This is a genomic window from Herbaspirillum sp. CAH-3, from assembly GCF_009668275.1.
GTDB classification, from domain to species: Bacteria; Pseudomonadota; Gammaproteobacteria; order Burkholderiales; family Burkholderiaceae_D; genus Herbaspirillum; species Herbaspirillum aquaticum.
Map to the genome: position 1 here is coordinate 227,217 of NZ_VSWE01000010.1, position 22,752 is coordinate 249,968.

The following is a 22,752-nucleotide window of genomic DNA, read 5'->3' on the forward strand; positions in this document are numbered from 1 at the left end:
CGATGAACGCCCCCGCACAGATCCAGGCTTTGCTTACAGACGCGCCGCATGGCGCCGCGACACCGCGCTTGCGCGAAATCCCTTACAACTACACTTCCTTCTCCGATCGCGAGATCGTGATCCGGTTGTTGGGCGAAGCTTCCTGGTCCCTGCTCGACGAGCTGCGCGGCAAGCGCCAGACCGGCCGTTCGGCGCGCATGCTGTATGAAGTGTTGGGCGATATCTGGGTGGTCCGCCGCAATCCCTACCTGCAGGACGACCTGCTGGACAACCCCAAGCGTCGCGCCGCCCTGATCGAGGCGCTGAACCATCGCCTGGGCGAAGTGGACAAGCGCCGCCTGGCCACCGACCTGGCCGAATCCGGCGACGCCGAGGCCCAGCGCCGCAGCGCCAGCGTGGAAGCCTTGCTGAAGGCCGCCCGCAAGGCCATCGGTGATTTCGCTGAAGAATTCCGCCAGACCTATGACTTGCGCAAGCGCGCCACCAAGGTCCTGGGCCGCTATACCGCCAAAGACAACATCAAGTTCGACGGCCTCTCGCGCGTCTCCCACGTGACCGACGCCACCGACTGGCGCGTCGAGTACCCCTTCGTGGTGCTGACCCCGGACAGCGAAGACGAGATGGCCGGCCTGGTCAAGGCCTGTATCGAACTGGGCCTGACCATCATCCCGCGCGGCGGCGGCACCGGCTACACCGGCGGCGCCATTCCCTTGACGCCGATGTCGGCCGTCATCAATACCGAAAAGCTGGAACAGCTGGGCGCGGTCGAGATGGAAATCCTGCCCGGCCTGGACAAGCCCTACGCCACCATCTATTCGGGTGCCGGCGTGGTCACCAAGCGTGTCTCGGATGCGGCTGAAAAGGCCGGCTTCGTCTTCGCCGTGGACCCGACTTCGGCCGAAGCCTCCTGCATCGGCGGCAACGTCGCCATGAACGCCGGCGGCAAGAAGGCCGTGCTGTGGGGCACCGCCCTGGACAACCTGGCCAGCTGGCGCATGGTCGACCCCCAAGGCGACTGGCTGGAAGTGACCCGCCTGGACCACAACCTGGGCAAGATCCACGATGTGGAAGTGGCGCGCTTCAAGCTGGAGTGGTCGCATCCCGGTGAAAAGGGCCAGAAGACCGAAGTCTTCAAGACCGAGATCCTGGAAATCTCCGGCAAGAAATTCCGCAAGGAAGGCCTGGGCAAGGACGTCACCGACAAATTCCTCTCGGGCCTGCCCGGCGTGCAGAAGGAAGGTTGCGATGGCCTGATCACCTCGGCGCGCTGGATCCTGCACAAGATGCCCAAGCAGACCCGCACGGTCTGCCTGGAGTTCTTCGGCCAGGCGCGCGATGCGATTCCCTCGATCGTCGAGATCAAGGATTACCTGGACGCCGAAACCAAAAAGGGCGGCGCCATCCTGGCCGGCCTGGAACACCTGGACGAGCGCTACCTGCGCGCCGTCGGCTATGCCACCAAGTCCAAGCGCGGCGTGCTGCCCAAGATGGTGCTGATCGGCGATATCGTCGGTGACGACGAAAACGCCGTGGCGGCAGCGGCCTCGGAAGTGATCCGCATGGCCAACAACCGCGTGGGCGAAGGCTTCGTGGCCGTGAGCCCGGAAGCGCGCAAGAAATTCTGGCTGGACCGTTCGCGCACCGCCGCCATTGCCAAGCACACCAACGCCTTCAAGATCAACGAAGACGTGGTGATCCCGCTCAATCGCATGGGCGAATACACCGACGGCATCGAGCGCATCAACATCGAACTGTCGATCAAGAACAAGCTGCAACTGCTGGCCGAACTGGACAGCTTCTTCGTCAAGGGCAACCTGCCGCTGGGCAAGAGCGACGACGCCGAGGGTGACGACATCCCCGCCGCCGAAATGCTGGAAGACCGCGTCCACCAGGCCGAAAGCCTGCTGGAACAGACCCACGCACGCTGGTCCTACCTGCTGGCCAACCTGGACAAGCCGCTGGGTGAAGCCAAGGCCGAACTGGCCGCACTGGGCCTGGAAAAGATGCTGCCGGTGTTCGAGCAGCGCCTCATCGACCAGCCCGAAGCCGCTGTCTTCCACGTGGTGCAGGATCGCACCGTGCGCATTTCCTGGAAGCAGGAAGTGCGTGCGCAACTGCGCCAGATCTTCTCGGGCGCGGCCTTCAAGCTGATCCTGGAAGAATGCCAGGCCATCCACAAGCGCGTGCTGCGCGGCCGTGTCTTCGTGGCGCTGCACATGCACGCGGGGGATGGCAACGTGCACACCAACATCCCGGTCAATTCCGACCACTACGAAATGCTGCAGGATGCCCACGTCGCCGTGGCGCGCATCATGAAGCTGGCCCGTTCGCTCAATGGCGTGATCTCGGGCGAGCACGGCATCGGCATCACCAAGCTGGAATTCCTGACCGAAGACGAGATCGGCGAATTCCGCGAATACAAGAAGCGCGTGGACCCCGAAGGCCGTTTCAACAAGGGCAAGCTCCTGAACCTGCCCGGCATGGAAGCCGACCTCTCCAACGCCTACACGCCGTCGTTCGGCCTGATGGGCCACGAGTCGCTGATCATGCAGCAGAGCGACATTGGCGCGATTGCCAGCAGCGTCAAGGACTGCCTGCGCTGCGGCAAGTGCAAACCGGTCTGCTCGACCCACGTGCCGCGTGCCAACCTGCTGTACTCGCCGCGCAACAAGATCCTGGCGACTTCGCTGCTGGTGGAAGCCTTCCTTTATGAAGAGCAGACCCGCCGTGGTGTCTCCATCAAGCATTGGGAAGAATTCGAGGACGTGGCCGACCACTGCACGGTGTGCCACAAGTGCGTCACGCCTTGCCCTGTCGATATCGACTTCGGCGATGTCTCGATGAACATGCGCAACCTGCTGCGCAAGATGGGCAAGAAGTCCTTCAATGCCGGCACCAATGCGGCCATGTTCTTCTTGAACGCCACCGACCCGGCCACCATCAACGCCACCCGCAAGGTGATGACGCAGTGGGGCTTCAAGGCGCAGCGCCTGGGCAACGACCTGATGAAGAAGTTTGCCAAGAAGCAGACCCAGAAACCGCCCGCCACCGTCGGCAAGCCGCCGGTCAAGGAGCAGGTGATCCACTTCATCAACAAGAAGATGCCGGGCAACCTGCCCAAGAAGACGGCGCGTGCGCTGCTGGATATCGAGGATGACAAGATCGTCCCCATCATCCGCAACCCCAAGACCACCACTGCCGATACGGAGGCGGTGTTCTATTTCCCGGGCTGCGGTTCGGAGCGCCTGTTCTCGCAGGTCGGCCTGGCCACGCAAGCGATGCTGTGGAATGTCGGCGTGCAAACGGTGCTGCCGCCGGGCTACCTGTGCTGCGGTTATCCGCAACGCGGGACCGGCGACTTCGAAAAGGGCGAGAAGATCATCACCGACAACCGCGTGCTGTTCCATCGCATGGCCAATACGCTGAACTACCTCGACATCAAGACCGTCGTGGTGTCCTGCGGTACCTGCTACGACCAGCTGCAGGGCTATGAATTCGAGAAGATCTTCCCCGGCTGCCGCATCATCGACATCCACGAATACCTGCTGGAGAAGGGCGTCAAGCTCGAAGGCGTGACCGGTACCCGCTACATGTACCACGACCCCTGCCACAGCCCGATGAAACAGCAGGATCCGTTGAAGACGGTCAACTCGCTCATCACCACGGTGGACGCGCAGAAGATCGAGAAGAACGATCGCTGCTGCGGCGAGTCGGGCACCTTCGGCGTATCGCGTCCGGATGTCTCGACCCAGGTCCGCTTCCGCAAGGAAGAGGAAATGAAGAAGGGCAGCGACAAGGTCCGCGCCGATGGCTTCACCGGCGACGTCAAGATCCTGACCTCCTGCCCGTCCTGCTTCCAGGGCCTGTCGCGCTACAACGAGGATGCCGGCACCACTGCCGACTATATCGTCGTGGAAATGGCGCGCCACCTGCTGGGCGAAAACTGGATGCCGGAATACGTCGAGCGCGCCAACAATGGCGGCATCGAACGTATCCTGGTGTAAGCCATGAGTGCCTCCGTGGTTCCCGCTTGCGAGCTGTGCGCCGGCGATGGTGGCGAGGTGCTGTGGCAGCATCCCGCGTTTCGCGTGGTGTTGGTCGATGAGGCCGATTATCCGGGCTTCTGCCGGGTGATCTGCCACGCGCACGTGAAGGAAATGACCGACCTCGCCCCGGCCCAGCGTACGCTGCTGGCCAATGCGGTGTGGGCGGTCGAGGCCGCCCAGCGCGAGGTGATGCAGCCCGAGAAGGTCAACTTGGCCACGCTGGGCAACATGACCCCGCACGTGCATTGGCATGTGATCCCGCGCTTCACCGACGATCGCCATTTCCCCAGCCCGGTCTGGGCCGAGCCGCGCCGTGCGGCCGATGATGCCTCGCTGGCCGCGCGCCGCGCACTGCTGCCGCAGTTGCGCGAGGCTGTGCGCCGGCATCTCGATGCGGCGGGCCTGACGGCCTGAGGCTGGCAAGCGCCCGGCCTGCGGTGACGCAGCCGGGTGCGATGTTTCTTCTCACCAATTTCAACAAGGGAGAGCCCATGAGCGCCCCGTCTTCCCCGGTTCCGGTGTCCTTCAAGGTGCGCAAGCTTTCGCGCGTGGTCGAGGTCGAGTTCGATGATGGCGTGATGTTTTCCCTGCCCTTTGAATTGCTGCGCGTCCTTTCGCCCTCGGCCGAAGTGCGCGGCCACGGGCCCGGCCAGGAAGTGCTGCAGACTGGCAAGCGCGATGTCGAGATCCACGGCATCGAACCGGTCGGCAACTATGGCGTCAAACCGCTGTTCTCGGACGGCCACGCCAGCGGCATCTTCACCTGGGATTACCTCTACCAGCTCGGCCGTGACCAGGCCGCCCTGTGGGAAGCCTATCTGCAGAAACTGGAAGCGGCCGGCTTCACCCGTGAAAGCGGGCGCGATCACCAGCCCGAGGTGGCAGGCGGCCACGGCTGCGGCCATTCGCACTGAGGCGCGGCGCCTCCTGATCCAGGGCAAGCTCTGCGCTGGCCCGTCTCTTATAATGTCGTCTTCATCGTTACAGGCCCAGCCATGACCAACACCACCCATTTCGGTTACGAAACCGTCAAAGAAGAAGAAAAGGTCCGCAAGGTCGCGGAAGTGTTCCACTCCGTCGCTGCCAAGTACGACGTGATGAACGACTTCATGTCGGCCGGCCTGCATCGCATCTGGAAAGCCTTCACCATCGCCCAGGCCGGCGTGCGCCCTGGCTTCAAGGTGCTCGACATCGCCGGCGGCACCGGTGACCTCTCCAAGGTCTTCGCCAAGCAGGCCGGTCCCAGCGGCGAGGTCTGGCTCACCGACATCAACGAATCCATGCTGCGCGTGGGCCGCGATCGCCTGCTCAACAAGGGCATCGTCACCCCGACCATGCTGTGCGATGCCGAGAAGCTGCCCTTCCCGGACAATTATTTCGACCGCGTCTCGGTGGCCTTCGGCCTGCGCAACATGACCCACAAGGATGCCGCCCTGGCCGAGATGCGCCGCGTGCTCAAACCTGGCGGCAAGCTGCTGGTGCTGGAATTCTCCAAGGTCTGGGAACCGCTGAAGAAGCCCTATGACGTCTATTCCTTCTCGGTCCTGCCGTGGCTGGGCAAGAAGGTCGCCAACGATGCCGACAGCTATCGCTACCTGGCCGAATCGATCCGCATGCACCCCGACCAGGAAACCCTGAAGCAGATGATGGAACAGGCCGGCCTGGACCGCGTGCAGTATTTCAACCTGACCGCCGGTGTGGCTGCACTGCATACGGGCATTAAGATGTAATTAACGCTGGGCGAGCCAGCATTAAGGCTGGCTTAATTCTCCCCGGCGACAATGATGACTCCGATTCTGCGGACTTGCTTTTCCCTCGGGCCGCCCGCAGCTTCGGCATCATCCACAAGAGGCAAGCCCATGAAAAAAATATTCCTCGCACTGCTGCTGGCGATCACGTCGCTCTCGCTCATCATGTCGCCCGCCGAGGCCAAGCGCCTGGGTGGCGGTGGTTCTTTCGGCAAACAGTCGTCCAACTATTCGCGCCAGGCAGCGCCCTCTGCGCCGTCCTCGCCGTCCTACAGCCAGCCTTCCCGTCCTGCCGCACCGGCCGCCGCGCCGCAAAGTGCCCCCATGCCCAAGCCCGCCAGCCCTTGGCGCAACGTGCTGGGCGGTGCGCTGCTGGGCTTCGGCCTCGGTGCGCTGATGTCGCACTTCGGGATCGGTGGCGCGCTGGGCGGCATGCTGGGTTCGCTGCTGACCATCGCGCTGCTGTGCGCGGCGGTGATCTTCCTGGTCCGTCTGTTTGCCCGTGGCCGTGAAGCACAGAACAACAATCCGGCCTATGCCACACCGATGCCGGGCGTGAGCCCCATCGGCAGCGCCGCCGGTGCCACACCGGAAATCGGTTCGGGCCTGCGCGACATCAATCCGCCGCCATCCGTCCCGCATGCGCCGCCCGCCGCCCTGCAAGGCAATGGCTACGGCGGCACGGCCCAGCCGGCGCAGATCCAGCAATGGGGCATCCCCGAAGGCTTTGATACGGCCGGTTTCGTGCGCAATGCCAAGACCTACTTCATTCGCCTGCAGGCGGCGTGGGATCGTGCCGATGTCAATGACATCCGTGAATTCACCACGCCCGAGATGTTCGCCGAACTGCGCATGCAACTGACCGAACGGGGTGCCGCGCCCAATGCCACCGATGTCGTGCAGCTCGACGCGCAACTGCTGGGCATCGAGACCATGGCCTTCGATTACCTGGCTACGGTGCGCTTCCAGGGTCTCATCAAGGAAGCGCCGGATGCCTCGGCCGAACCCTTCGCCGAGATCTGGAATCTCTCCAAGCCGCTCAACGGCAGCGGCGGCTGGGTGCTGGCGGGTATCCAGCAGGTCTGATGCAGGCGCAAGGCGCGCTGGATCAAGCCAGCTGCAGTGCCTGAACCTTGCCAGTGCGCCAAGCTGGTACACTTGAAACCGCCCGGCTTTTGCGGGCGGTTTTATTTTGGCGGAGGGAATTCTTTCTGCTCCGGCGTACTCAACCCGTAGTCCTCCGATCCACCCGATTCTGGAATCCATGTCCGTGCTGCCCGATCCGTCCACTCTTGTCTCCGGCCTCGATCCGATGAAACCTGCCGCTGCGGTGATCAACCACCTGCTGGCCCAGGAGCCGTGGGCGCGCGACACCCTCATGGCCCACGCCGGCAAGGTCGCCTGCATCGATACCGGCGTGATGCAATTGCGCCTGAAGGTGACCGGCGATGGCTACCTGCAGGACGTGCCCGCCGATACGCTGGCCAATGTCACCATCCGCCTGAAGCTCTCTGACCTGCCGCTGATTGCCGCCAACCGCGAGCGCGCCGTCTCTTACGTCAAGCTGGAAGGCGATGCCGATTTCGCCAATGCCATTTCGCAGTTGAGCCAGAAGCTGCGCTGGGATGCCGAGGATGACCTCTCCCGCGTGGTCGGCGATGTCGCTGCCACCCGCATCGTCTCCGGCGCGCGCGGCCTCTTCGATGCTGCCCGCACCACGCAGCGCAAGCTGACCGAAAACCTTGCCGAGTATTTCCTGGAAGAACAACCGATGCTGATCCGCCCCCGCCAGTTGCAGGATTTTTCCGCCGACGTCGTGCGCCTGCGCGATGACCTGGAACGCCTGTCCAAGCGTATCGAGAAACTGGAGCGTCGTTAAATGCTGCTGCGTTCCATGCGTCTGCTCAAGATCATCCGTGTGGCCATTCTTTACGGCCTGGATGAAATCATCGCTTCCGAATTCGCGCCCCCGCGCATTGCCCGCATCATCAACCGCATCTTCTTCTGGCGCGACCTGACCGCCCCACGCGGTGAGCGCTTGCGCCGCGCGCTGGAGGATCTCGGTCCCATCTTCATCAAGTTCGGCCAGGTGCTCTCGACCCGGCGCGACCTGATGCCGCCCGATATCGCCAATGAACTGACGCTGCTGCAGGACCGCGTGCCGCCCTTCGATTCGGAACTGGCGGTCAAGCAGATCGAGAAGTCGCTGGGCGCACATCCGGACCAGCTCTTCGCCAGCTTCGAGCGCACCCCGGTGGCTTCGGCCTCGATCGCGCAGGTGCACTTCGCCACCCTGAAGGATGGCAAGGAAGTGGCGGTCAAGGTGCTGCGCCCCGGCATGCGCGACATCATCGATCACGACATCGGCCTGATGCACGTAGCCGCCGACTGGCTGGAACGCCTGTGGGAAGACGGCCGTCGCCTGAAGGCCAAGGAAGTCGTGGGCGAGTTCGACAAGTACCTGCACGACGAGCTCGATCTCATGCGCGAAGCGGCCAACGCCAGCCAGTTGCGCCGCAACTTCGCCGAGTCCACGCTGCTGATGGTGCCGGAGATGTATTGGGATTATTGTTCATCCTCGGTGATCGTGATGGAGCGCATGCATGGCATTCCGATCTCGCAGACCGAGCGCCTGCGCGCCGAAGGGGTGGACCTGTCCAAGCTCTCGCGCGATGGCGTGGAGATTTTCTTCACCCAGGTGTTTCGCGATGGCTTCTTCCACGCTGACATGCACCCCGGCAACATCCTGGTGTCGGTGGCCCCGGAAACTTTCGGCCGCTATATCGCGCTGGACTTCGGCATCGTCGGCACGCTCAATGATTACGACAAGGATTACCTGTCGCAGAATTTCCTGGCCTTCTTCCGCCGCGATTACAAGCGCGTGGCCGAGGCCCACATCGAATCCGGATGGGCCCCCAAGGAAACCCGCGTCGATGAACTCGAAGCCGCCGTGCGTGCCTGCTGCGAACCGATCTTCGACCGCCCGTTGAAGGACATCTCCTTCGGCCAGGTGCTGCTGCGCCTGTTCCAGACCTCGCGTCGTTTCAACGTGGAAGTGCAGCCGCAACTGGTGCTGCTGCAGAAGACCCTGCTCAACGTCGAAGGATTGGGCCGCCAGCTCGATCCGGACCTGGACCTGTGGAAGACCGCCAAGCCCTATCTCGAACGCTGGATGAGCGAACAGATCGGCTGGCGCGGTTTCGTCGAACAGCTGAAGGTGGAAGTGCCGCGTTACAGCCGCTTGCTGCCGGAACTGCCGCGCCTGGCGCACCAGGCGCTGACGCGCTACACCGAAGGCGAGAACCAGCCGCAGAACACCGAGCTGATTCGCAAGCTGCTGGCCGAGCAGCGGCGCACCAACATGCTCTTGGGCGTGATCGTCTATTTCGGCGGCGGGCTCATCGGCGGCATCATCGTGATCCAGGTGCTGATGCACTTCCTGAAGTTCTATTGATGTAAATAATTTAGATATTTAGATATTTAGATATTTAGATAGTTTGGATAGTTTGGATAGTTTGGATAGTTTGGATAGTTTGGAAAATATCTAGAATTGTCTCCAGCAAGCGCCGGCCTATGCCGGCGTTTCGCATGGTTCAACCAAAAACGATAAAGGCCAGAAAACACCGTGGGAACCGACGACAACAGCCTGTCCGATGCGCGCGTGCGCATGCTGCCCTATATCGTGGCGGCGACTTTCTTCATGGAGTATCTCGATACCACCATCATCGCCACGGCCTTGCCGCAGATGGCGCAGTCCTTCGGTGTCGGCCCCAACGAACTGAGCCTGGGCATGACGGCCTACATGCTGACGCTGGCCGTCTTCATTCCCATCAGCGGCTGGGTGGCCGACCGCTTCGGTTCGCGTACCGTGTTCGGATTGGCCATTGCCATCTTCACGTTCGCTTCCATCCTGTGCGGTTTTTCGCAGAACGTGTGGGAGTTCACCGCAGCGCGCGTGCTGCAGGGGCTGGGCGGGGCGATGATGGTGCCGGTCGGACGCATAATCGTAGTGCGCAGTACCGGCAAGGACAGGCTGATGAAAGCCATTGCCACCATCACCTGGCCGGCCATCGTGGCACCCGTGGTGGGACCATCAATCGGTGGTTTCATCACCACCTATGCTTCCTGGCATTGGATCTTCCTGATGAACGTGCCGTTCGGTATCGCCGCGTTCATTGCAGTGATGCGCGTGGTGCGCAATGAACACGGGCACAGCAAGCGGCCGCTGGATGTGATTGGCTTCCTGCTCTCGGGCGCGGCGCTCACTTCGCTGCTGTATGGCACCGAGATCGCCAGCCATATGGAATCCAACATCAAGGTGGCGTTAGGCTTCGTGGGCCTGGGTGTGGTGCTCGGGTACGGCGCGTGGTGGCACATGCAGCGCATCGAACATCCGCTGCTGGATTTTTCCAGCCTGCGCATCCCGACCTATTCGGTGACGGTGCTGACCGGTTCGCTTACGCGTATCGGCGTGGATGCGGTGCCTTACCTGATGCCGCTGATGTTCCAGATCGGTTTCGGCCTGACGGCGTTCCAGTCGGGTTTGCTGCTGCTGGCCACTGCCCTTGGCAATCTCGGCATGAAGGCGTTCACCACGCGCATCCTGCAGCGCTTCGGTTTCCGCAGCGTCGCGGTCAACAATGCGGCCATCGCCGGCTGCCTCATCATTGCCTGCGGTTTGCTTACGCCAAGCACGCCGCTTCCGGTGATCCTGGGGGTGATCTTCTGTTATGGGCTGTCGCGGTCGATGCAGTTTTCTACCCTGGCCACGCTGGCTTATGCCGATATCAGCGATGCCCGCAAATCCTCGGCCAGTACCCTCTGGAGCGTGGCGCAGCAGATGACCATCGGCATGGGCATCGCCTTCGGTGCGCTGGCCTTGCGGATCGCGGCGGCGCTGCGGGGCGAGGAGATCGATGCCAGCGGCGCGCATTTCACGCTGGGCGATTTCCAGTGGGCCTTTGCGATGGCCGGTGTAGTGACATTGATCTCGGTGATCGGCTATCGCGGCCTGGCGCGGGACGCTGGCAGCAACATCGGTGGCGGGATGCGCGCGGCGCAAGGCAAGCGCTGAACTGCTCCGGCGCGACTTCAGCGGTGCGCCGAAAAGCGCTCCGCCAGGCGCTCGCGGCGGAAGTGCTCGACCACGAAGTCGACGAATACCCGCGTCTTGGCCGGCAGCAGCCGCGCCGCAGTGAAGTAGAGCGAGAGCATGCCGGTATCCACGTACCAGTCCGGCAGCACCCGTACCAGCGTGCCGCGGTCCAGATAGAGCAGGGCGTGCGGCATCGACACCAGCGTGATGCCCAGCCCCGCTTCGGCCACTTCGCAAGCCGCATTGGCATCGCTCATGGTCATGCGTTGCTGCAGCGTCACCGGGGCCTGCTGGCCGCCGTGGTCGCGTAGCGAGAAGGGCCGCACGCGTCCCGTCTGGGGCGAGCGGATCAGGATGCCCGCATGCTCGGCCAGGTCGGCCGGCGAGCGCAAGGCCGGATGCGTCTCCAGGTAGGCGGGCGAGGCCAGCAGCACCCGATGCGCCGGGGCCAGCTCGCGCGCCACCACGCCGGGCGACAGCTCGGTGCCGCCGGCGATGGCGGCATCAAATCCCTCGGTGATGAGATCCACCGAGCGGTTCTCGAAATGCCAGTCCGGCTGGATGCCCGGATAGCGTCCCAGGAATTCTCCCAGCAAGGGCACGATGTATTGCCGCCCGAAACCAGTCCCCATGCTGACCTTGAGCGTGCCGGCCGGTTGCCCGCCGGCGCTGGCCAGATTGGCCACGGCACTGCGGATGGCTTGCAGGCCGCCGCCCACTTCTTGCAGGAATCGTTCGCCCGCTTCGGTCAGCGAGAGCTTGCGGGTGCTGCGGTGAAACAGCCGCACGCCCAGTGAGGTCTCCAGCCGTGCCACGTTCTTGCCCACCGCCGCCGAGGTCAGGCCGAGCTGGCGTGCCGCCGCCGAAAAGCTGCCGGCGTGGGCCGCAGCGACGAAGCATTCGATGCTGGTCATGGTTTCCATCGCTTGATTCTAAACCATTGGTTTAAAAAGAAGATAGCGATTGCCAGCTAGTCGCCACATAATCAAACACCGATACTTGCTTCAACCCGGAAGCACACAGCAGCACCCCGCTGCAGGCCAACGGGGCCAATCCTTCACTTTCAAGGAGCAAGATCATGAACAAGCAAATCCAGACCGCCGCCGCATCCGCCTCCACCCTGGCCTCCAAGGTTGCCTTCGTGCAAGGCGGTTCGCGCGGCATCGGCGCGGCCATCGTGCAGCGCCTGGCCGCCGAAGGCGCCACCGTCGCCTTCACCTATGTCACTTCGCCGGACAAGGCGCAAGCCCTGGTTTCCCGCGTGGAAGCCGCCGGTGGCCGCGCCCTGGCGATCCAGGCCGACAGCTCCGATGCAGCCGCCCTGCAGCAAGCCATCCGCCTGGCCGCCGAGACCTTTGGCCGACTCGATATCCTGGTCAACAATGCAGGCGTACTGGCGCTGGGCCACATCGATGAGTTCAAGCTCGAAGACCTGGACCGCACCCTGGCCGTGAACGTGCGCAGCGTGGTCGTGGCGACCCAGGCCGCCGTGCGCTACATGGGTGAAGGTGGCCGCGTCATCAGCATCGGCAGCACCAACGCCGACCGCATCCCCTTTGCCGGCGGCGCCGTGTATGCCATGAGCAAGTCGGCGCTGGTCGGCTTGACCAAGGGCCTGGCCCGCGACCTCGGCCCGCGCGGCATCACCGTCAACAATGTCCAGCCCGGTCCGGTCGATACCGACATGAATCCGGCCAACAGCGACTTTGCTGCGTCCCTGACTGGCTTGATGGCACTGCCGCGCTATGGCAAGGCGGAGGAAATTGCCAGTTTCGTGGCTTATCTGGCAGGTCCGGAAGCCGGCTACATCACTGGTGCCAACCTGATGATCGATGGCGGTTTCTCGGCTTGATCGCTGCTGGGCCCGGCACTCTCAAGACGTAAAAAAACCTCGCGCCGGTTTGCACCGGGCGAGGTTTGTTCGTGCGTGCGGCAGTCAGGCGAACAGGCGTGCCAGCTCTACGCCCGGCTCCGGCGCACGCATGAAGGCTTCACCGACCAGGAAGGCGTGCACGTCGGCATCGCGCATGCGCTTGACGTCGTCCGGTGTGGCGATGGCCGACTCGGTGACCACCAGCTTTTCCGGCGGGATGCGCGGCAGCAGGTTCAGGGTGGTGTCCAGCGTGGTTTCAAAGGTGCGCAGGTTGCGGTTGTTGATGCCGAACAGACGCGTCTTGAGCTTCAGGGCGGCTTCCAGTTCGGCCTGGTCATGGACTTCCACCAGCACGCTCATGCCCAGCTCATGGGCGCAGGCTTCCATGTCGGCCATCAGGCCATGGTCCAGCGCGGCCACGATCAGCAGGATGGCGTCCGCGCCCCAGGAGCGCGCCTGGTAGATCTGGTAATGATCCATCATGAAATCCTTGCGCAGCACCGGCAGGGCACACGCGGCGCGCGCCTGTTTGAGGTAGTCCGGCGATCCCTGGAAGAATTGTTCATCGGTCAGTACCGACAGGCAGGCCGCGCCATGTTCGGCATAGCTCACCGCGATTTCGGCCGGCTTGAAGTCGGGGCGGATCACGCCCTTGGAAGGCGAGGCCTTCTTGACTTCGGCAATCACGCCGGCCTGGCCGTTGGCGATCTTGCCGCGCAGGCTCTCTTCGAAATTGCGCAGTTCCGAGCGCAATTCGCTGTCGGTTTCCACATCGCGGCGCAGGCTGGCAAGGTCGCGCTGCTTCTGCGCGATGCGGACTTCCTCGGCCTTGACGTCGAGGATCTTGTTGAGGATGTCGGACATGAGCTTCCTTGTCGGTTTCAATGTTTGCCGCCGAGCTGGCGGGTCACCTGGACGAACTGGTCCAGCTTGGCGCGGGCCGCGCCGGAGGCGATGGTCGCGCGTGCGGTCTGCAGGCCCTCGGCGATGGAAGGCGCAACGCCGGCTGCATACAGGGCAGTGGCGGCATTGATGACTACGATGTCGTGCACCGGACCGGGTTCCCCGCGCAGGGCTTCGAAGATCTTCTCCTTCGATTCGGTGGCATTGCCGACCTGCAAGTTGCGGCTGGCAAACATGGACAGGCCGAAGTCTTCCGGATGGATCTCGTATTCGCGGATCTCGCCGTTGACCAGCTCGCCCACCATGGTGGCGCCGCCCAGCGTGACTTCGTCGAGGTTGTCGCGGCCCCAGACCACGATGGCGTGCTGTGCGCCCAGGCGTTGCAACACGCGCACCTGGATGCCGACCAGGTCCGCATGGAATACGCCCATGAGGATGTTGGGGGCACCGGCCGGATTGGTGAGCGGACCGAGGATGTTGAAGATGGTGCGCACGCCCAGCTCCTTGCGCACCGGGGCCGCATGCTTCATGGCGGCGTGGTGATTGGGGGCGAACATGAAGCCGATGCCGGTCTGGGCAATCGATTGCGCCACTTGCTCGGGTTGCAGGTTGATGTCCGCACCGAGTGCTTCGAGCACGTCGGCACTGCCGGAAGAGGAGGAGACACTGCGTCCGCCATGCTTGGCCACGCGTGCACCGGCGGCCGCCGCCACGAACATGGAGGCGGTGGAAATGTTGAAGGTGTGGGCACCGTCGCCGCCGGTGCCGACGATGTCGAGCAGGCGCGAGGTGTCGGCCATCGGCACCTTGGTGGCGAATTCGCGCATGACCTGGGCGGCGGCGGCGATCTCGCCGATGCTTTCCTTTTTCACGCGCAGGCCCATGGTCAGGGCCGCGATCATCACCGGCGACATCTCGCCGCCCATGATCTGGCGGAACAGCGTCAGCATTTCATCGTGGAAGATCTCGCGGTGTTCGATACAGCGCAGCAGCGCTTCTTGGGGAGTGATGGGCATGTCTTGTCTCGATGTGTGTAATGGTCTCAGCCGTGGGCGCTGCCGGTCAGGAAGTTCTTGAGCAGGGCGTGGCCGTGCTCGGAAAGGATGGACTCGGGGTGGAACTGCACGCCTTGCAGGTCGAACTCCTTGTGGCGTACGCCCATGATCTCGCCATCGTCGGTCCAGGCGGTCACTTCCAGGCAATCCGGCAGGCTGGCGCGTTCGATGGCCAGCGAGTGGTAGCGGATCACGGTGTAGGGGGTGGGCAGGTCCTTGAAGACGCCCACGCCGGTGTGCGCGATTTTGGAGGTCTTGCCATGCATGACCTGCTTGGCGCGGATGATGTTGCCGCCGAAGGCTTCACCGATTGCCTGGTGACCCAGGCAAACACCAAGGATGGGCAGCTTGCCGGAAAATTCCTTCAGCAGGTCCACGCAGATGCCGGCTTCCTTGGGGCTGCAGGGGCCGGGGGAGAGGCAGATGCGTTCGGGGTTGAGCTTCTTGATGTCATCCAGCGTGATCTCGTCATTGCGGATGGTCAGCACCTCTTCGCCCAGCTCGCCGAAGTATTGCACCAGGTTGTAGGTGAAGGAGTCGTAGTTGTCGATCATCAGCAGCATTTAGATTTCTCCGTCCAGGCCATCTTGCACTTGTTCAGCAGCGCGCAGTACGGCGCGCGCCTTGTTTTCGGTTTCTTCCCATTCCATTTCCGGTACCGAGTCGGCCACGATGCCGGCGGCCGCCTGCACGTACAGGGTGCCATCCTTGATGACGCCGGTACGGATGGCAATGGCCACGTCCATCTCGCCGCCGAAGGAGAGATAGCCGCAGGCGCCGCCATAGATGCCGCGCTTGGTCGGTTCCAGTTCGTCGATGATTTCCATGGCGCGCACCTTGGGGGCGCCCGACAGGGTGCCGGCCGGGAAGGTGGCCTTGAGCACATCCAGGTTGGACATGCCGGGTTTCAAGATGCCTTCGACGTTGGAGACGATGTGCTGCACGTGGGAATATTTCTCGATCACCATCTGGTCAGTGACCTTGACGCTGCCGGTGGTGGCGATGCGGCCGATGTCGTTGCGGGCCAGGTCGATCAGCATCACGTGTTCGGCGATTTCCTTGGGATCGGCCAGCAGTTCGCGCGCCAGCTGTTCATCGCGCTCGATGGTGGAGCCGCGCGGCCGGGTGCCGGCCAGCGGACGGATGGTGATCTTCTTCTGGCCTTCGCCGATGGATTCGTTGCGCACCAGGATTTCCGGCGAGGCACCGACGATCTGCATGTCGCCGAAGTTGTAGAAGTACATGTAAGGAGAGGGGTTCAGCGAACGCAGCGCGCGGTACAGCATCAGCGGCGAATCCACATAGGATTTCCTGAGGCGCTGGCCGATCTGCACCTGCATCAGGTCACCGGCCATCACGTATTCCTTGGCGCGGGCCACGGCCTTGAGGTATTCGTCCTTGGGGAATTCGCGGATCGTTTCGGTACGCACCGAACCGGTCGTGACGGGCGCATCGGCCGGGCGGCGCAGCATGGCGCGCAGGTCCCGTAGGCGCTGGCGGCCACGGGAGAAGGCTTCCGGCTGGGTGGGATCGGCGTAGACGATCAGGTAGAGCTTGCCGGAGAGGTTGTCGATGACGGCCAGTTCCTCGGTCAGCAGCAGCTGGATGTCGGGCAGGCCCAGCGTATCTTGCGGGGCGCTGTTTTCCAGGCGCTTTTCGATGTAGCGCACGGCGTCGTAGCCGAAATAGCCGGCCAGGCCGCCGCAGAAGCGCGGCATGCCGGGACGGATGGCGACCTTGAAGCGGGATTGATACTCGGCGATGAATTCCAGGGCATTGCCTTGGGCGGTCTCGATGACCTCGTCATTCTTGAGCACTTCGATCTGCTGGCCGCTGCAGCGGATCTTGGTGGAGGCGGGCAGGCCGATGAAGGAGTAGCGGCCGAAGCGTTCGCCACCGACCACCGACTCCAGCAGGAAGGTGTTCTTGCCGGTGTTGTGGCTCTGGGCCAGCTTGAGATAGAGCGTCAGCGGGGTTTCCAGGTCGGCGAAGGCTTCGGCGATCAGGGGGATGCGGTTGTAGCCTTCGGCGGCCAGCGATTTGAATTCGAGTTCGGTCATGTGTCACTCCAGACCGCCATTGTAGGGTACGCGGGCCTGGCCGCAGACCGTCGCAACACGCCATGAAGCCATGGACGCGATGCACGCGGATGCAGCAGACAGGTGCGGACTCTCGTCAGCGGTGTCGTTATGGAAATTACGGGAAATGCGGAGGATGCGGTACCACAACAAACGACCCGGCACGCAGGTGCGGCCAGGTCCAGGCGTCAATTACTGCGCCTGGAATTGCCAGCGTCGCCACAGCCAGGCCTCAGGGGCGGCTGTCGGTTGAGCGGTTCGTTTGTTGTTACGAAACATTGATGTGGGTCGCGATTGGATCTTCGGTCTGTCGACCGGTGAGCTGACGGGCTGTCAGTCCACCGAGATTTGCTGCGCTGCTTCTACAAGCGTCGAAACTATACCATCCGAATCGACGTCGTGTATAGATTCACCGTGATTGTAGCCGTACGGAACATTCAGGACACGGCAACCGGCCGCGCGGGCGGCCTGGGCGTCGTTGCTGGAGTCGCCGATGGCCACGACCTGTGCCGGTGCCAGGGCGAAATCCTCACAGACCTTCAGCAAGGGCATGGGGTCGGGCTTCTTCTTCGGGAAGGAGTCGCCGCCATAGACGATCTCGAAGAAATCGCGCAGCCCCTTCTTCTGCAGCAGCGGCACGGCGAAGGCCAGCGGCTTGTTGGTCACGCAGGCCAGGCGCAGGCCCTTGGCGCGCAGGGCTTGCAGGCCTTCGACCACGCCCGGGTAGAGCGAGGAATAGTCGCCATTGATGGCCAGGTAATGCTCGGTGTAGCTCTCCAGCGCCTGCTGGAAGTATTGCGCCGCCTCGTCCTCGGCGTAGTCCACGGCCAGCACGCGGCGGATCAGGTTTTCGGTCCCCTTGCCGACGAAGTTGACGATGGTTTCCTGGGACAGGGGCGTCAGTCCCAATTCTTCACGCATGCGGTTGACCGCGACGTGGAAGTCAGCGGCCGTGTCCAGCATGGTGCCGTCCAGGTCGATGATGGCGGCCTTGATGTTGGTCAGATTCTTCATATGCCCTGGAAACCTCGTTGTTTGTTCGTCTGGCGAAGGGGAACGCGATCAGACCTGGGCCAGTTCGGCGCGCATGGCATCGATGACGGCCTTGTAGTCCGGCTTGCCGAAGATGGCCGAACCGGCCACGAAGGTATCGGCGCCGGCGCGGGCGGCGGCGGCGATGTTCTCGACCTTGATACCGCCATCGACTTCCAGCAGGATGTCGCGGCCGGATTCGTCGATGCGGCGGCGCACTTCGGCGATCTTCTTCAAGGCTTCGGGGATGAAGGACTGGCCACCGAAACCGGGGTTCACCGACATGATCAGGACCATGTCCAGCTTGTCCATCACGTGATCCAGGTAGTGCAGGGGCGTGCCGGGGTTGAAGACCAGGCCGGCCTTGCAGCCGTTGTCGCGGATCAGTTGCAGGGAGCGGTCGATGTGCTCGGAGGCTTCCGGGTGGAAGGTGATGAGGTTGGCGCCGGCCTTGGCGAAGTCGGGGATGATGCGGTCCACCGGCTTGACCATCAGGTGCACGTCGATGGGCACCTGCACGTGCGGGCGGATGGCTTCGCAGACCAGCGGGCCGATGGTCAGGTTGGGGACGTAGTGGTTGTCCATCACGTCGAAGTGAATGAAATCGGCACCGGCGGCGACGACATTGCGCACTTCTTCACCCAGGCGGGCGAAATCGGCGGACAGGATGCTGGGGGCGATACGGAAGGTCGGCATGGCTGTAAAGAAAGGATGGCTGAATCGACATTGGCCGCCGGGCGCAGGCGCAAAGGCGGCAAAACCGCTATTCTACCTTGCTGCAGCGCCCGCCGGCCCGGCCGATGAGCTGGCTGCCCTGCCTTGCAGCGGGCCGGGCACGCGAAACGCATCGGCTTGCGCAGCTGGCTGAATTCGTGTGCAATCCGGGGTGGCCGCGCTCGCCTGATGGCCCGGCGCGGCGGCAGCCCCTTCACAACACAGGAAACCCCATGGCAGCGTATGAGTTCACGGTGACGGTCAAGACCCAGTACCTGGAGGAACAATCCGATCCATCGCGTTCGCACTACGTGTTCGCCTATGCGATCACCATCGTCAATACCGGGACGGTCCCGGCCCAGCTGATCTCGCGCCACTGGGTCATCACCGACGCCAACAACCACGTGCAGGAAGTGCGCGGCCTGGGCGTGGTCGGGCATCAGCCTTTCCTGCAGCCAGGCGAGCAGTTCGAATACACCAGCGGTACCTCGCTCAAGACTCCCCAGGGCAGCATGCATGGTGAATATTTCTGCGTGGCCGAGGATGGCGAGCAGTTCGACGTCCGCATCCCTGAGTTCGTGCTTTCACTGCCGCGCACCTTGCACTGAATTTTTCTTCCTGAGCCAGGACGGCGGATTTTTCAGCGCGGGTCGCTGTCTGTCGTCTCTCGCGCTTGCTGCCCTTTGTTTTTCTGCGATTCTTCCTGCTTGGCACTCACTGGCCGGCCATTGTGTTCCTTGCGGCCCGAGAACATGGTCCACCAGACGATGAAGACCAGTACGAAGAAGGCGGCACTTGCTTCCAGGATCAACCACAACATGAATTTGTCTCCGATGTCATTGAATCGTTTTGCCAAGCTGTCGGCGCTGCGGCGCCTTAGTGTACCCGCGATGGCGGTCTCGGTCGCCGTCCTGCTGGCGGCCTGCCAGACCACGCCGCTGACCACGCCTGCCCCAAGCCAGCCATCGCCCAAGCCAGTGGCCCAGCCGGGCCCGGCCATGCGCGCCACCACCTTCGCCCAGCTGCCCGGCTGGAACAATGACGACCTGCGCGAAGCCTGGCCGGCCCTGCAGTCGTCCTGCTCGGTCATGATCCGCAAGCCGGAGTGGCGCGCTGCCTGTGGTGCGGCCCAGCAGGTCAATGCCAATGACCTGGGCTTCCTGCGCCAGTATTTCGAGACCTATTTCACGCCGTATCAGCTGTTCAACCCCGACGGGACAGATACCGGACTGGTGACGGGCTACTACGAGCCGCTGCTGCGCGGTTCGCGCCGCCGTGCCGGGCCGTACCAGACGCCGTTGTACCAGGCTCCGGACGACCTGCTGACCATCGACATGGCCAGTGTCTATCCCGAGCTGAAGAACCTGCGCCTGCGCGGCAAGGTGGTCGGACGCAAGGTGGTGCCGTATCCGACGCGCGCCGAGTTGATGCAGGGCAATAGTCTGTCCGGCAAGGAAATCGTCTGGGTGGATGATCCGGTGGAGGCCTTCTTCCTGCAGGTGCAGGGCTCGGGCCGCGTGTATCTGCCGGAGTCGCGCGAGACCATCCGCCTGGCCTATGCGGACCAGAATGGCCGTCCCTACAAGTCGATTGGCCGCTATCTGGTGGACAAGGGCGAGATGGAACTGTCCCAGGCATCGGCCCAGAACATCAAGGCCTGGGTCCAGGCCAATCCGGCGCGCAAGGAAGAGTTGCTCAATGCCAATCCGAGTTATGTCTTCTTCAAGGAAGAAAAGCTGCCGGATCCTTCCAAAGGCCCCAAGGGCGCGCAGGGCATCCCGCTGACCCCGCAGCGCTCCATCGCCATCGATCCCCAGCATGTGCCGCTGGGTGCGCCGGTGTTCCTGGCCACGACGCTGCCCAATAGCGACCGTCCGCTGCAGCGGCTGGTGGTGGCGCAAGATACCGGCGGCGCCATTCGCGGCGTGGTGCGGGCTGACTATTTCTGGGGATTCGGCGATGAAGCCGAGGATCGCGCCGGGGCCATGAAGCAGCGCGGCATGATGTGGGTGCTGCTGCCCAAGGGGATGACGCCGCCGGGAGGCAACTGAATTTCTCTGAATTCCTTGTGGCAATGAGAAAGCCTGATCCTGTCGAGGGATCAGGCTTTTTTGCCGATGGCGGGGCTGCTATATAAGGATCAGCGCAGTACCAGCACCGGGATGGTCGAATGGGTCAGCACCTTCTGAGTCTTGCTGCCCAGGAAGATGCGCGAGAGCCCGCTGCGCCCGTGGGAAGCCATGAAGATGGCATCGCAGCCGTGCAGTGTGGCGGCCTTGATGATTTCTTCATCGGGATTGAAGGACATCACGATTTCCGTCTGGCAGGGCACGCCGGCGGCGGCCGCAGCGTCTGCGATCTTCTTGATGTGCTGGTTGGCCAGGGTCTTGACGTTTTCTTCATAAAGGGCAGGATCGATGGCCATCGAGCTCTCGGCCAGCGGCGAGAACGGGTAGGGTTCGGCCACCGAGATGCCGACGATGCTTGCGCCGCTGTTTTTGGCGTAGTCGATGGCCGTGGCGATGGCCTTGTCCGAGCGTTCTGAGCCGTCCGTGGGGACCAGGATGTTCTTGAACATGTTCGCCTCCTTATAAATAGGGATAGGGGATGACTCCAATATAGCCCCGTGGGGCCTTGCCTGCATGAAATTCTTGCTAGTCATTGCGCCAGGTCGGACCGGCGCATTATTTTTGGCTTATTCTTGCGGTTCGCCGTGCCGGTTGCTGCCACGCCCGGGCGGATTGCCGATTCATTCATAAGAAGGAGACCCACTATGAGCTACCAAAACATCCTGGTCGAGACCCACGACAAGGTCGGCCTGATCCGCCTGAACCGTCCCAAGGCGCTCAATGCCTTGAGCGACGACCTCATGAGCGAGCTGGGCACAGCCTTGCTGGCCTTCGACGCCCAGGACGAGATTGGTTGCATCATCGTCACCGGCAGCGAAAAGGCCTTTGCGGCGGGCGCTGATATCAGCGTAATGGCCGGGTTTGACTATATGGACGTCTTCAATGGTGAATTCATTACCCGCAACTGGGAGACCCTGCGCCGCATCCGCAAGCCGGTCATTGCGGCGGTGGCGGGTTACGCGCTGGGCGGCGGCTGTGAGCTGGCGATGATGTGCGACTTCATCATCGCGGCCGACAATGCGAAGTTCGGACAACCGGAGATCAAGCTGGGCATCATCCCCGGCGCTGGCGGTACGCAGCGCCTGCCGCGTGCGGTCTCCAAGTCCAAGGCCATGGACCTGGCGCTGACGGCCCGCATGATGGATGCGCAGGAGGCCGAGCGTGCCGGGCTGGTGTCGCGCATCGTGCCGGCCGACAAGCTGATGGAAGAGGCCATGGCCGCTGCAGTGACCATTACGGAGATGCCGCGCCAGGTCGCGATGATGGTGAAGGATTCGGTCAACCGTGCCTACGAGACCACCTTGTCCGAGGGGATGAAGTATGAACGGGCGCTCTTCTATAGCTGCTTTGCCACTGAAGACCAGAAGGAGGGCATGAAAGCCTTCCTGGAAAAGCGGCCGGCGGTGTTCAAGAACGCCTGATCACTTCTCTTTGGATGCGGTAGAAAGGGCCGCCCGTCAGGGCGGCCCTTTTTTCTGAATGATTTACTGTTTTGTTCATATCGCTTGTAACCCACGCCAGTAAAGGGTTTGGGGTGAAGTGAGGCAGCCGGGGGAAGGCTTGGTCTAAATTATTTTCGATTATTTTTCAAAAAGTACTTGCGCGGTGGATGGGGCGTTGCTATAGTTCGCCCCCTGCTGACGCGACACACGAAGCGAAGTTGAAAAACAGAGCGACGGATGTCGGCGAAGCAAAGAGTAGTGAAGCAGGTTGTAAGGCGTTTTAAATGGAAGTAGTCAAAGCGGAAGTTAAGCGAGACGAAAAAATTTAAAACGAATCGCAAAAAAGTAGTTGACGCGATAAACAAACTGCTACATAATCTCGTTTCTCTGCTGCTGACGAACAAAACGATTCTCAGCGATGCAAACAGCGCCAAGCGCGTTTGCGGCAGACAAGATCTTTAAAAATTAACAGCCGATAAGCGTGGGCGTTTAATGAAGTGCGACAGAACCTCGGTTCTGGAAACTTTAAATATTAAATGCTCACAAGAAATATAGGTAAGTTCGCAAGAAATTACCTGTCAGTATTTTGAGAGAGCGATGCCCTTCGGGGTAGCCAGAAATGGCACAAAACAGAGAT

At 62.5% G+C, this 22,752-nt stretch carries 21 protein-coding genes; 12 read left to right on the forward strand and 9 right to left on the reverse strand.

The features are described 5' to 3' along the window. The first annotated feature begins 2 nt into the window (after positions 1–2). The 8 genes from FYB76_RS14915 (at position 3) to FYB76_RS14950 (ending at position 10,868) form a co-directional block, all read left to right on the forward strand. Positions 3–4,004, forward strand: a complete 4,002-nt coding sequence (locus FYB76_RS14915; RefSeq protein WP_088756132.1) for an FAD/FMN-binding oxidoreductase — start codon at positions 3–5, stop codon at positions 4,002–4,004. A gap of 3 nt (positions 4,005–4,007) precedes the next feature. Beyond that, positions 4,008–4,460: an HIT family protein gene (locus tag FYB76_RS14920; protein ID WP_154134147.1), complete on the forward strand. Its 453-nt coding sequence runs from the start codon at positions 4,008–4,010 to the stop codon at positions 4,458–4,460. Positions 4,461–4,537: 77 nt separating this feature from the next. Continuing rightward, positions 4,538–4,960 carry a gamma-butyrobetaine hydroxylase-like domain-containing protein gene (locus tag FYB76_RS14925; RefSeq protein WP_154134148.1) on the forward strand — a complete coding sequence of 141 codons (423 nt, stop codon included), beginning with the start codon at positions 4,538–4,540 and terminating at the stop codon, positions 4,958–4,960. A gap of 81 nt (positions 4,961–5,041) precedes the next feature. Further along, a complete protein-coding gene (gene ubiE, locus FYB76_RS14930) occupies positions 5,042–5,776 on the forward strand; it encodes a bifunctional demethylmenaquinone methyltransferase/2-methoxy-6-polyprenyl-1,4-benzoquinol methylase UbiE (protein WP_039786819.1) in 735 nt (244 codons plus the stop codon). 129 nt (positions 5,777–5,905) lie between these two features. Continuing rightward, on the forward strand, positions 5,906–6,880 hold the full coding sequence (locus FYB76_RS14935; RefSeq protein WP_154134149.1) for a Tim44 domain-containing protein: 975 nt from the start codon (positions 5,906–5,908) through the stop codon (positions 6,878–6,880). A 178-nt stretch (positions 6,881–7,058) separates the two neighbouring features. Continuing rightward, the gene (locus FYB76_RS14940) at positions 7,059–7,673 is read left to right on the forward strand and encodes an SCP2 domain-containing protein (protein ID WP_195724646.1); all 615 of its coding nucleotides are present in this window, start codon (positions 7,059–7,061) and stop codon (positions 7,671–7,673) included. After that, positions 7,674–9,248, forward strand: coding sequence for a ubiquinone biosynthesis regulatory protein kinase UbiB (gene ubiB / locus FYB76_RS14945; RefSeq protein ID WP_088756137.1), 1,575 nt, complete (start codon positions 7,674–7,676; stop codon positions 9,246–9,248). A 213-nt stretch (positions 9,249–9,461) separates the two neighbouring features. After that, complete coding sequence (locus FYB76_RS14950; protein ID WP_195724647.1) at positions 9,462–10,868, forward strand: MFS transporter; 1,407 nt, start codon at positions 9,462–9,464, stop codon at positions 10,866–10,868. A gap of 17 nt (positions 10,869–10,885) precedes the next feature. Here the strand turns inward: FYB76_RS14950 and FYB76_RS14955 are convergent, their stop codons facing one another. Further along, entirely contained in the window at positions 10,886–11,812 is a 927-nt protein-coding gene (locus FYB76_RS14955; protein ID WP_154134150.1) for a LysR family transcriptional regulator, read from the reverse strand. Positions 11,813–11,967: 155 nt separating this feature from the next. Here FYB76_RS14955 and FYB76_RS14960 point away from each other — a divergent pair, with 155 nt between their 5' ends. Further along, the gene (locus FYB76_RS14960; protein WP_154134151.1) at positions 11,968–12,741 is read left to right on the forward strand and encodes a 3-oxoacyl-ACP reductase family protein; all 774 of its coding nucleotides are present in this window, start codon (positions 11,968–11,970) and stop codon (positions 12,739–12,741) included. Positions 12,742–12,825: 84 nt separating this feature from the next. On the opposite strand, the gene trpC is transcribed toward FYB76_RS14960, so the two are convergent. From trpC to rpe, 6 genes are all read right to left on the reverse strand, one after another. Further along, entirely contained in the window at positions 12,826–13,626 is an 801-nt protein-coding gene (trpC, locus tag FYB76_RS14965; RefSeq protein ID WP_154134152.1) for an indole-3-glycerol phosphate synthase TrpC, read from the reverse strand. 17 nt (positions 13,627–13,643) lie between these two features. Beyond that, positions 13,644–14,681 carry an anthranilate phosphoribosyltransferase gene (gene trpD / locus FYB76_RS14970; RefSeq protein ID WP_088756142.1) on the reverse strand — a complete coding sequence of 346 codons (1,038 nt, stop codon included), beginning with the start codon at positions 14,679–14,681 and terminating at the stop codon, positions 13,644–13,646. Positions 14,682–14,707: 26 nt separating this feature from the next. After that, a complete protein-coding gene (locus FYB76_RS14975; protein WP_088756143.1) occupies positions 14,708–15,283 on the reverse strand; it encodes an aminodeoxychorismate/anthranilate synthase component II in 576 nt (191 codons plus the stop codon). Continuing rightward, positions 15,284–16,780, reverse strand: a complete 1,497-nt coding sequence (gene trpE, locus FYB76_RS14980; protein ID WP_034340156.1) for an anthranilate synthase component I — start codon at positions 16,778–16,780, stop codon at positions 15,284–15,286. A gap of 351 nt (positions 16,781–17,131) precedes the next feature. Further along, positions 17,132–17,812: a phosphoglycolate phosphatase gene (locus FYB76_RS14985; RefSeq protein ID WP_154134153.1), complete on the reverse strand. Its 681-nt coding sequence runs from the start codon at positions 17,810–17,812 to the stop codon at positions 17,132–17,134. 48 nt (positions 17,813–17,860) lie between these two features. Continuing rightward, a complete protein-coding gene (gene rpe, locus FYB76_RS14990; protein ID WP_034340160.1) occupies positions 17,861–18,526 on the reverse strand; it encodes a ribulose-phosphate 3-epimerase in 666 nt (221 codons plus the stop codon). A 251-nt stretch (positions 18,527–18,777) separates the two neighbouring features. On the opposite strand from rpe, the gene apaG reads away from it, so the two are divergent. After that, positions 18,778–19,152 (forward strand): Co2+/Mg2+ efflux protein ApaG, encoded by a 375-nt coding sequence (gene apaG, locus FYB76_RS14995; RefSeq protein WP_088756145.1) that lies wholly within the window; start codon positions 18,778–18,780, stop codon positions 19,150–19,152. Between the two features lie 32 nt (positions 19,153–19,184). Here apaG and FYB76_RS15000 read toward each other — a convergent pair whose 3' ends face one another. Beyond that, positions 19,185–19,364: a hypothetical protein gene (locus tag FYB76_RS15000; protein ID WP_154134154.1), complete on the reverse strand. Its 180-nt coding sequence runs from the start codon at positions 19,362–19,364 to the stop codon at positions 19,185–19,187. Here FYB76_RS15000 and FYB76_RS15005 point away from each other — a divergent pair. Then, a complete protein-coding gene (locus FYB76_RS15005; RefSeq protein ID WP_088756147.1) occupies positions 19,363–20,595 on the forward strand; it encodes a murein transglycosylase A in 1,233 nt (410 codons plus the stop codon). The two genes, FYB76_RS15000 and FYB76_RS15005, sit on opposite strands and share 2 nt — an antisense overlap. Positions 20,596–20,684: 89 nt before the next feature. Here the strand turns inward: FYB76_RS15005 and FYB76_RS15010 are convergent, their stop codons facing one another. Further along, positions 20,685–21,122, reverse strand: coding sequence for a universal stress protein (locus FYB76_RS15010; RefSeq protein ID WP_039786852.1), 438 nt, complete (start codon positions 21,120–21,122; stop codon positions 20,685–20,687). Positions 21,123–21,317: 195 nt separating this feature from the next. On the opposite strand from FYB76_RS15010, the gene FYB76_RS15015 reads away from it, so the two are divergent. Continuing rightward, positions 21,318–22,094: an enoyl-CoA hydratase gene (locus FYB76_RS15015; RefSeq protein WP_154134155.1), complete on the forward strand. Its 777-nt coding sequence runs from the start codon at positions 21,318–21,320 to the stop codon at positions 22,092–22,094. The last annotated feature ends 658 nt before the right edge of the window (positions 22,095–22,752 follow it).

Excerpts from the sequence above, each read along its gene's own strand:
- FYB76_RS14915 (WP_088756132.1), top strand. The coding sequence starts at position 3 with ATGAACGCCCCCGCACAGATCCAGGCTTTGCTTACAGACGCGCCGCAT.
- FYB76_RS14920 (WP_154134147.1), top strand. The coding sequence starts at position 4,008 with ATGAGTGCCTCCGTGGTTCCCGCTTGCGAGCTGTGCGCCGGCGATGGT.
- FYB76_RS14925 (WP_154134148.1), top strand. The coding sequence starts at position 4,538 with ATGAGCGCCCCGTCTTCCCCGGTTCCGGTGTCCTTCAAGGTGCGCAAG.
- ubiE (WP_039786819.1), top strand. The coding sequence starts at position 5,042 with ATGACCAACACCACCCATTTCGGTTACGAAACCGTCAAAGAAGAAGAA.
- FYB76_RS14935 (WP_154134149.1), top strand. The coding sequence starts at position 5,906 with ATGAAAAAAATATTCCTCGCACTGCTGCTGGCGATCACGTCGCTCTCG.
- FYB76_RS14940 (WP_195724646.1), top strand. The coding sequence starts at position 7,059 with ATGTCCGTGCTGCCCGATCCGTCCACTCTTGTCTCCGGCCTCGATCCG.
- ubiB (WP_088756137.1), top strand. The coding sequence starts at position 7,674 with ATGCTGCTGCGTTCCATGCGTCTGCTCAAGATCATCCGTGTGGCCATT.
- FYB76_RS14950 (WP_195724647.1), top strand. The coding sequence starts at position 9,462 with ATGCTGCCCTATATCGTGGCGGCGACTTTCTTCATGGAGTATCTCGAT.
- FYB76_RS14955 (WP_154134150.1), bottom strand. The coding sequence starts at position 11,812 with ATGGAAACCATGACCAGCATCGAATGCTTCGTCGCTGCGGCCCACGCC.
- FYB76_RS14960 (WP_154134151.1), top strand. The coding sequence starts at position 11,968 with ATGAACAAGCAAATCCAGACCGCCGCCGCATCCGCCTCCACCCTGGCC.
- trpC (WP_154134152.1), bottom strand. The coding sequence starts at position 13,626 with ATGTCCGACATCCTCAACAAGATCCTCGACGTCAAGGCCGAGGAAGTC.
- trpD (WP_088756142.1), bottom strand. The coding sequence starts at position 14,681 with ATGCCCATCACTCCCCAAGAAGCGCTGCTGCGCTGTATCGAACACCGC.
- FYB76_RS14975 (WP_088756143.1), bottom strand. The coding sequence starts at position 15,283 with ATGCTGCTGATGATCGACAACTACGACTCCTTCACCTACAACCTGGTG.
- trpE (WP_034340156.1), bottom strand. The coding sequence starts at position 16,780 with ATGACCGAACTCGAATTCAAATCGCTGGCCGCCGAAGGCTACAACCGC.
- FYB76_RS14985 (WP_154134153.1), bottom strand. The coding sequence starts at position 17,812 with ATGAAGAATCTGACCAACATCAAGGCCGCCATCATCGACCTGGACGGC.
- rpe (WP_034340160.1), bottom strand. The coding sequence starts at position 18,526 with ATGCCGACCTTCCGTATCGCCCCCAGCATCCTGTCCGCCGATTTCGCC.
- apaG (WP_088756145.1), top strand. The coding sequence starts at position 18,778 with ATGGCAGCGTATGAGTTCACGGTGACGGTCAAGACCCAGTACCTGGAG.
- FYB76_RS15005 (WP_088756147.1), top strand. The coding sequence starts at position 19,363 with ATGAATTTGTCTCCGATGTCATTGAATCGTTTTGCCAAGCTGTCGGCG.
- FYB76_RS15000 (WP_154134154.1), bottom strand. The coding sequence starts at position 19,364 with ATGTTGTGGTTGATCCTGGAAGCAAGTGCCGCCTTCTTCGTACTGGTC.
- FYB76_RS15010 (WP_039786852.1), bottom strand. The coding sequence starts at position 21,122 with ATGTTCAAGAACATCCTGGTCCCCACGGACGGCTCAGAACGCTCGGAC.
- FYB76_RS15015 (WP_154134155.1), top strand. The coding sequence starts at position 21,318 with ATGAGCTACCAAAACATCCTGGTCGAGACCCACGACAAGGTCGGCCTG.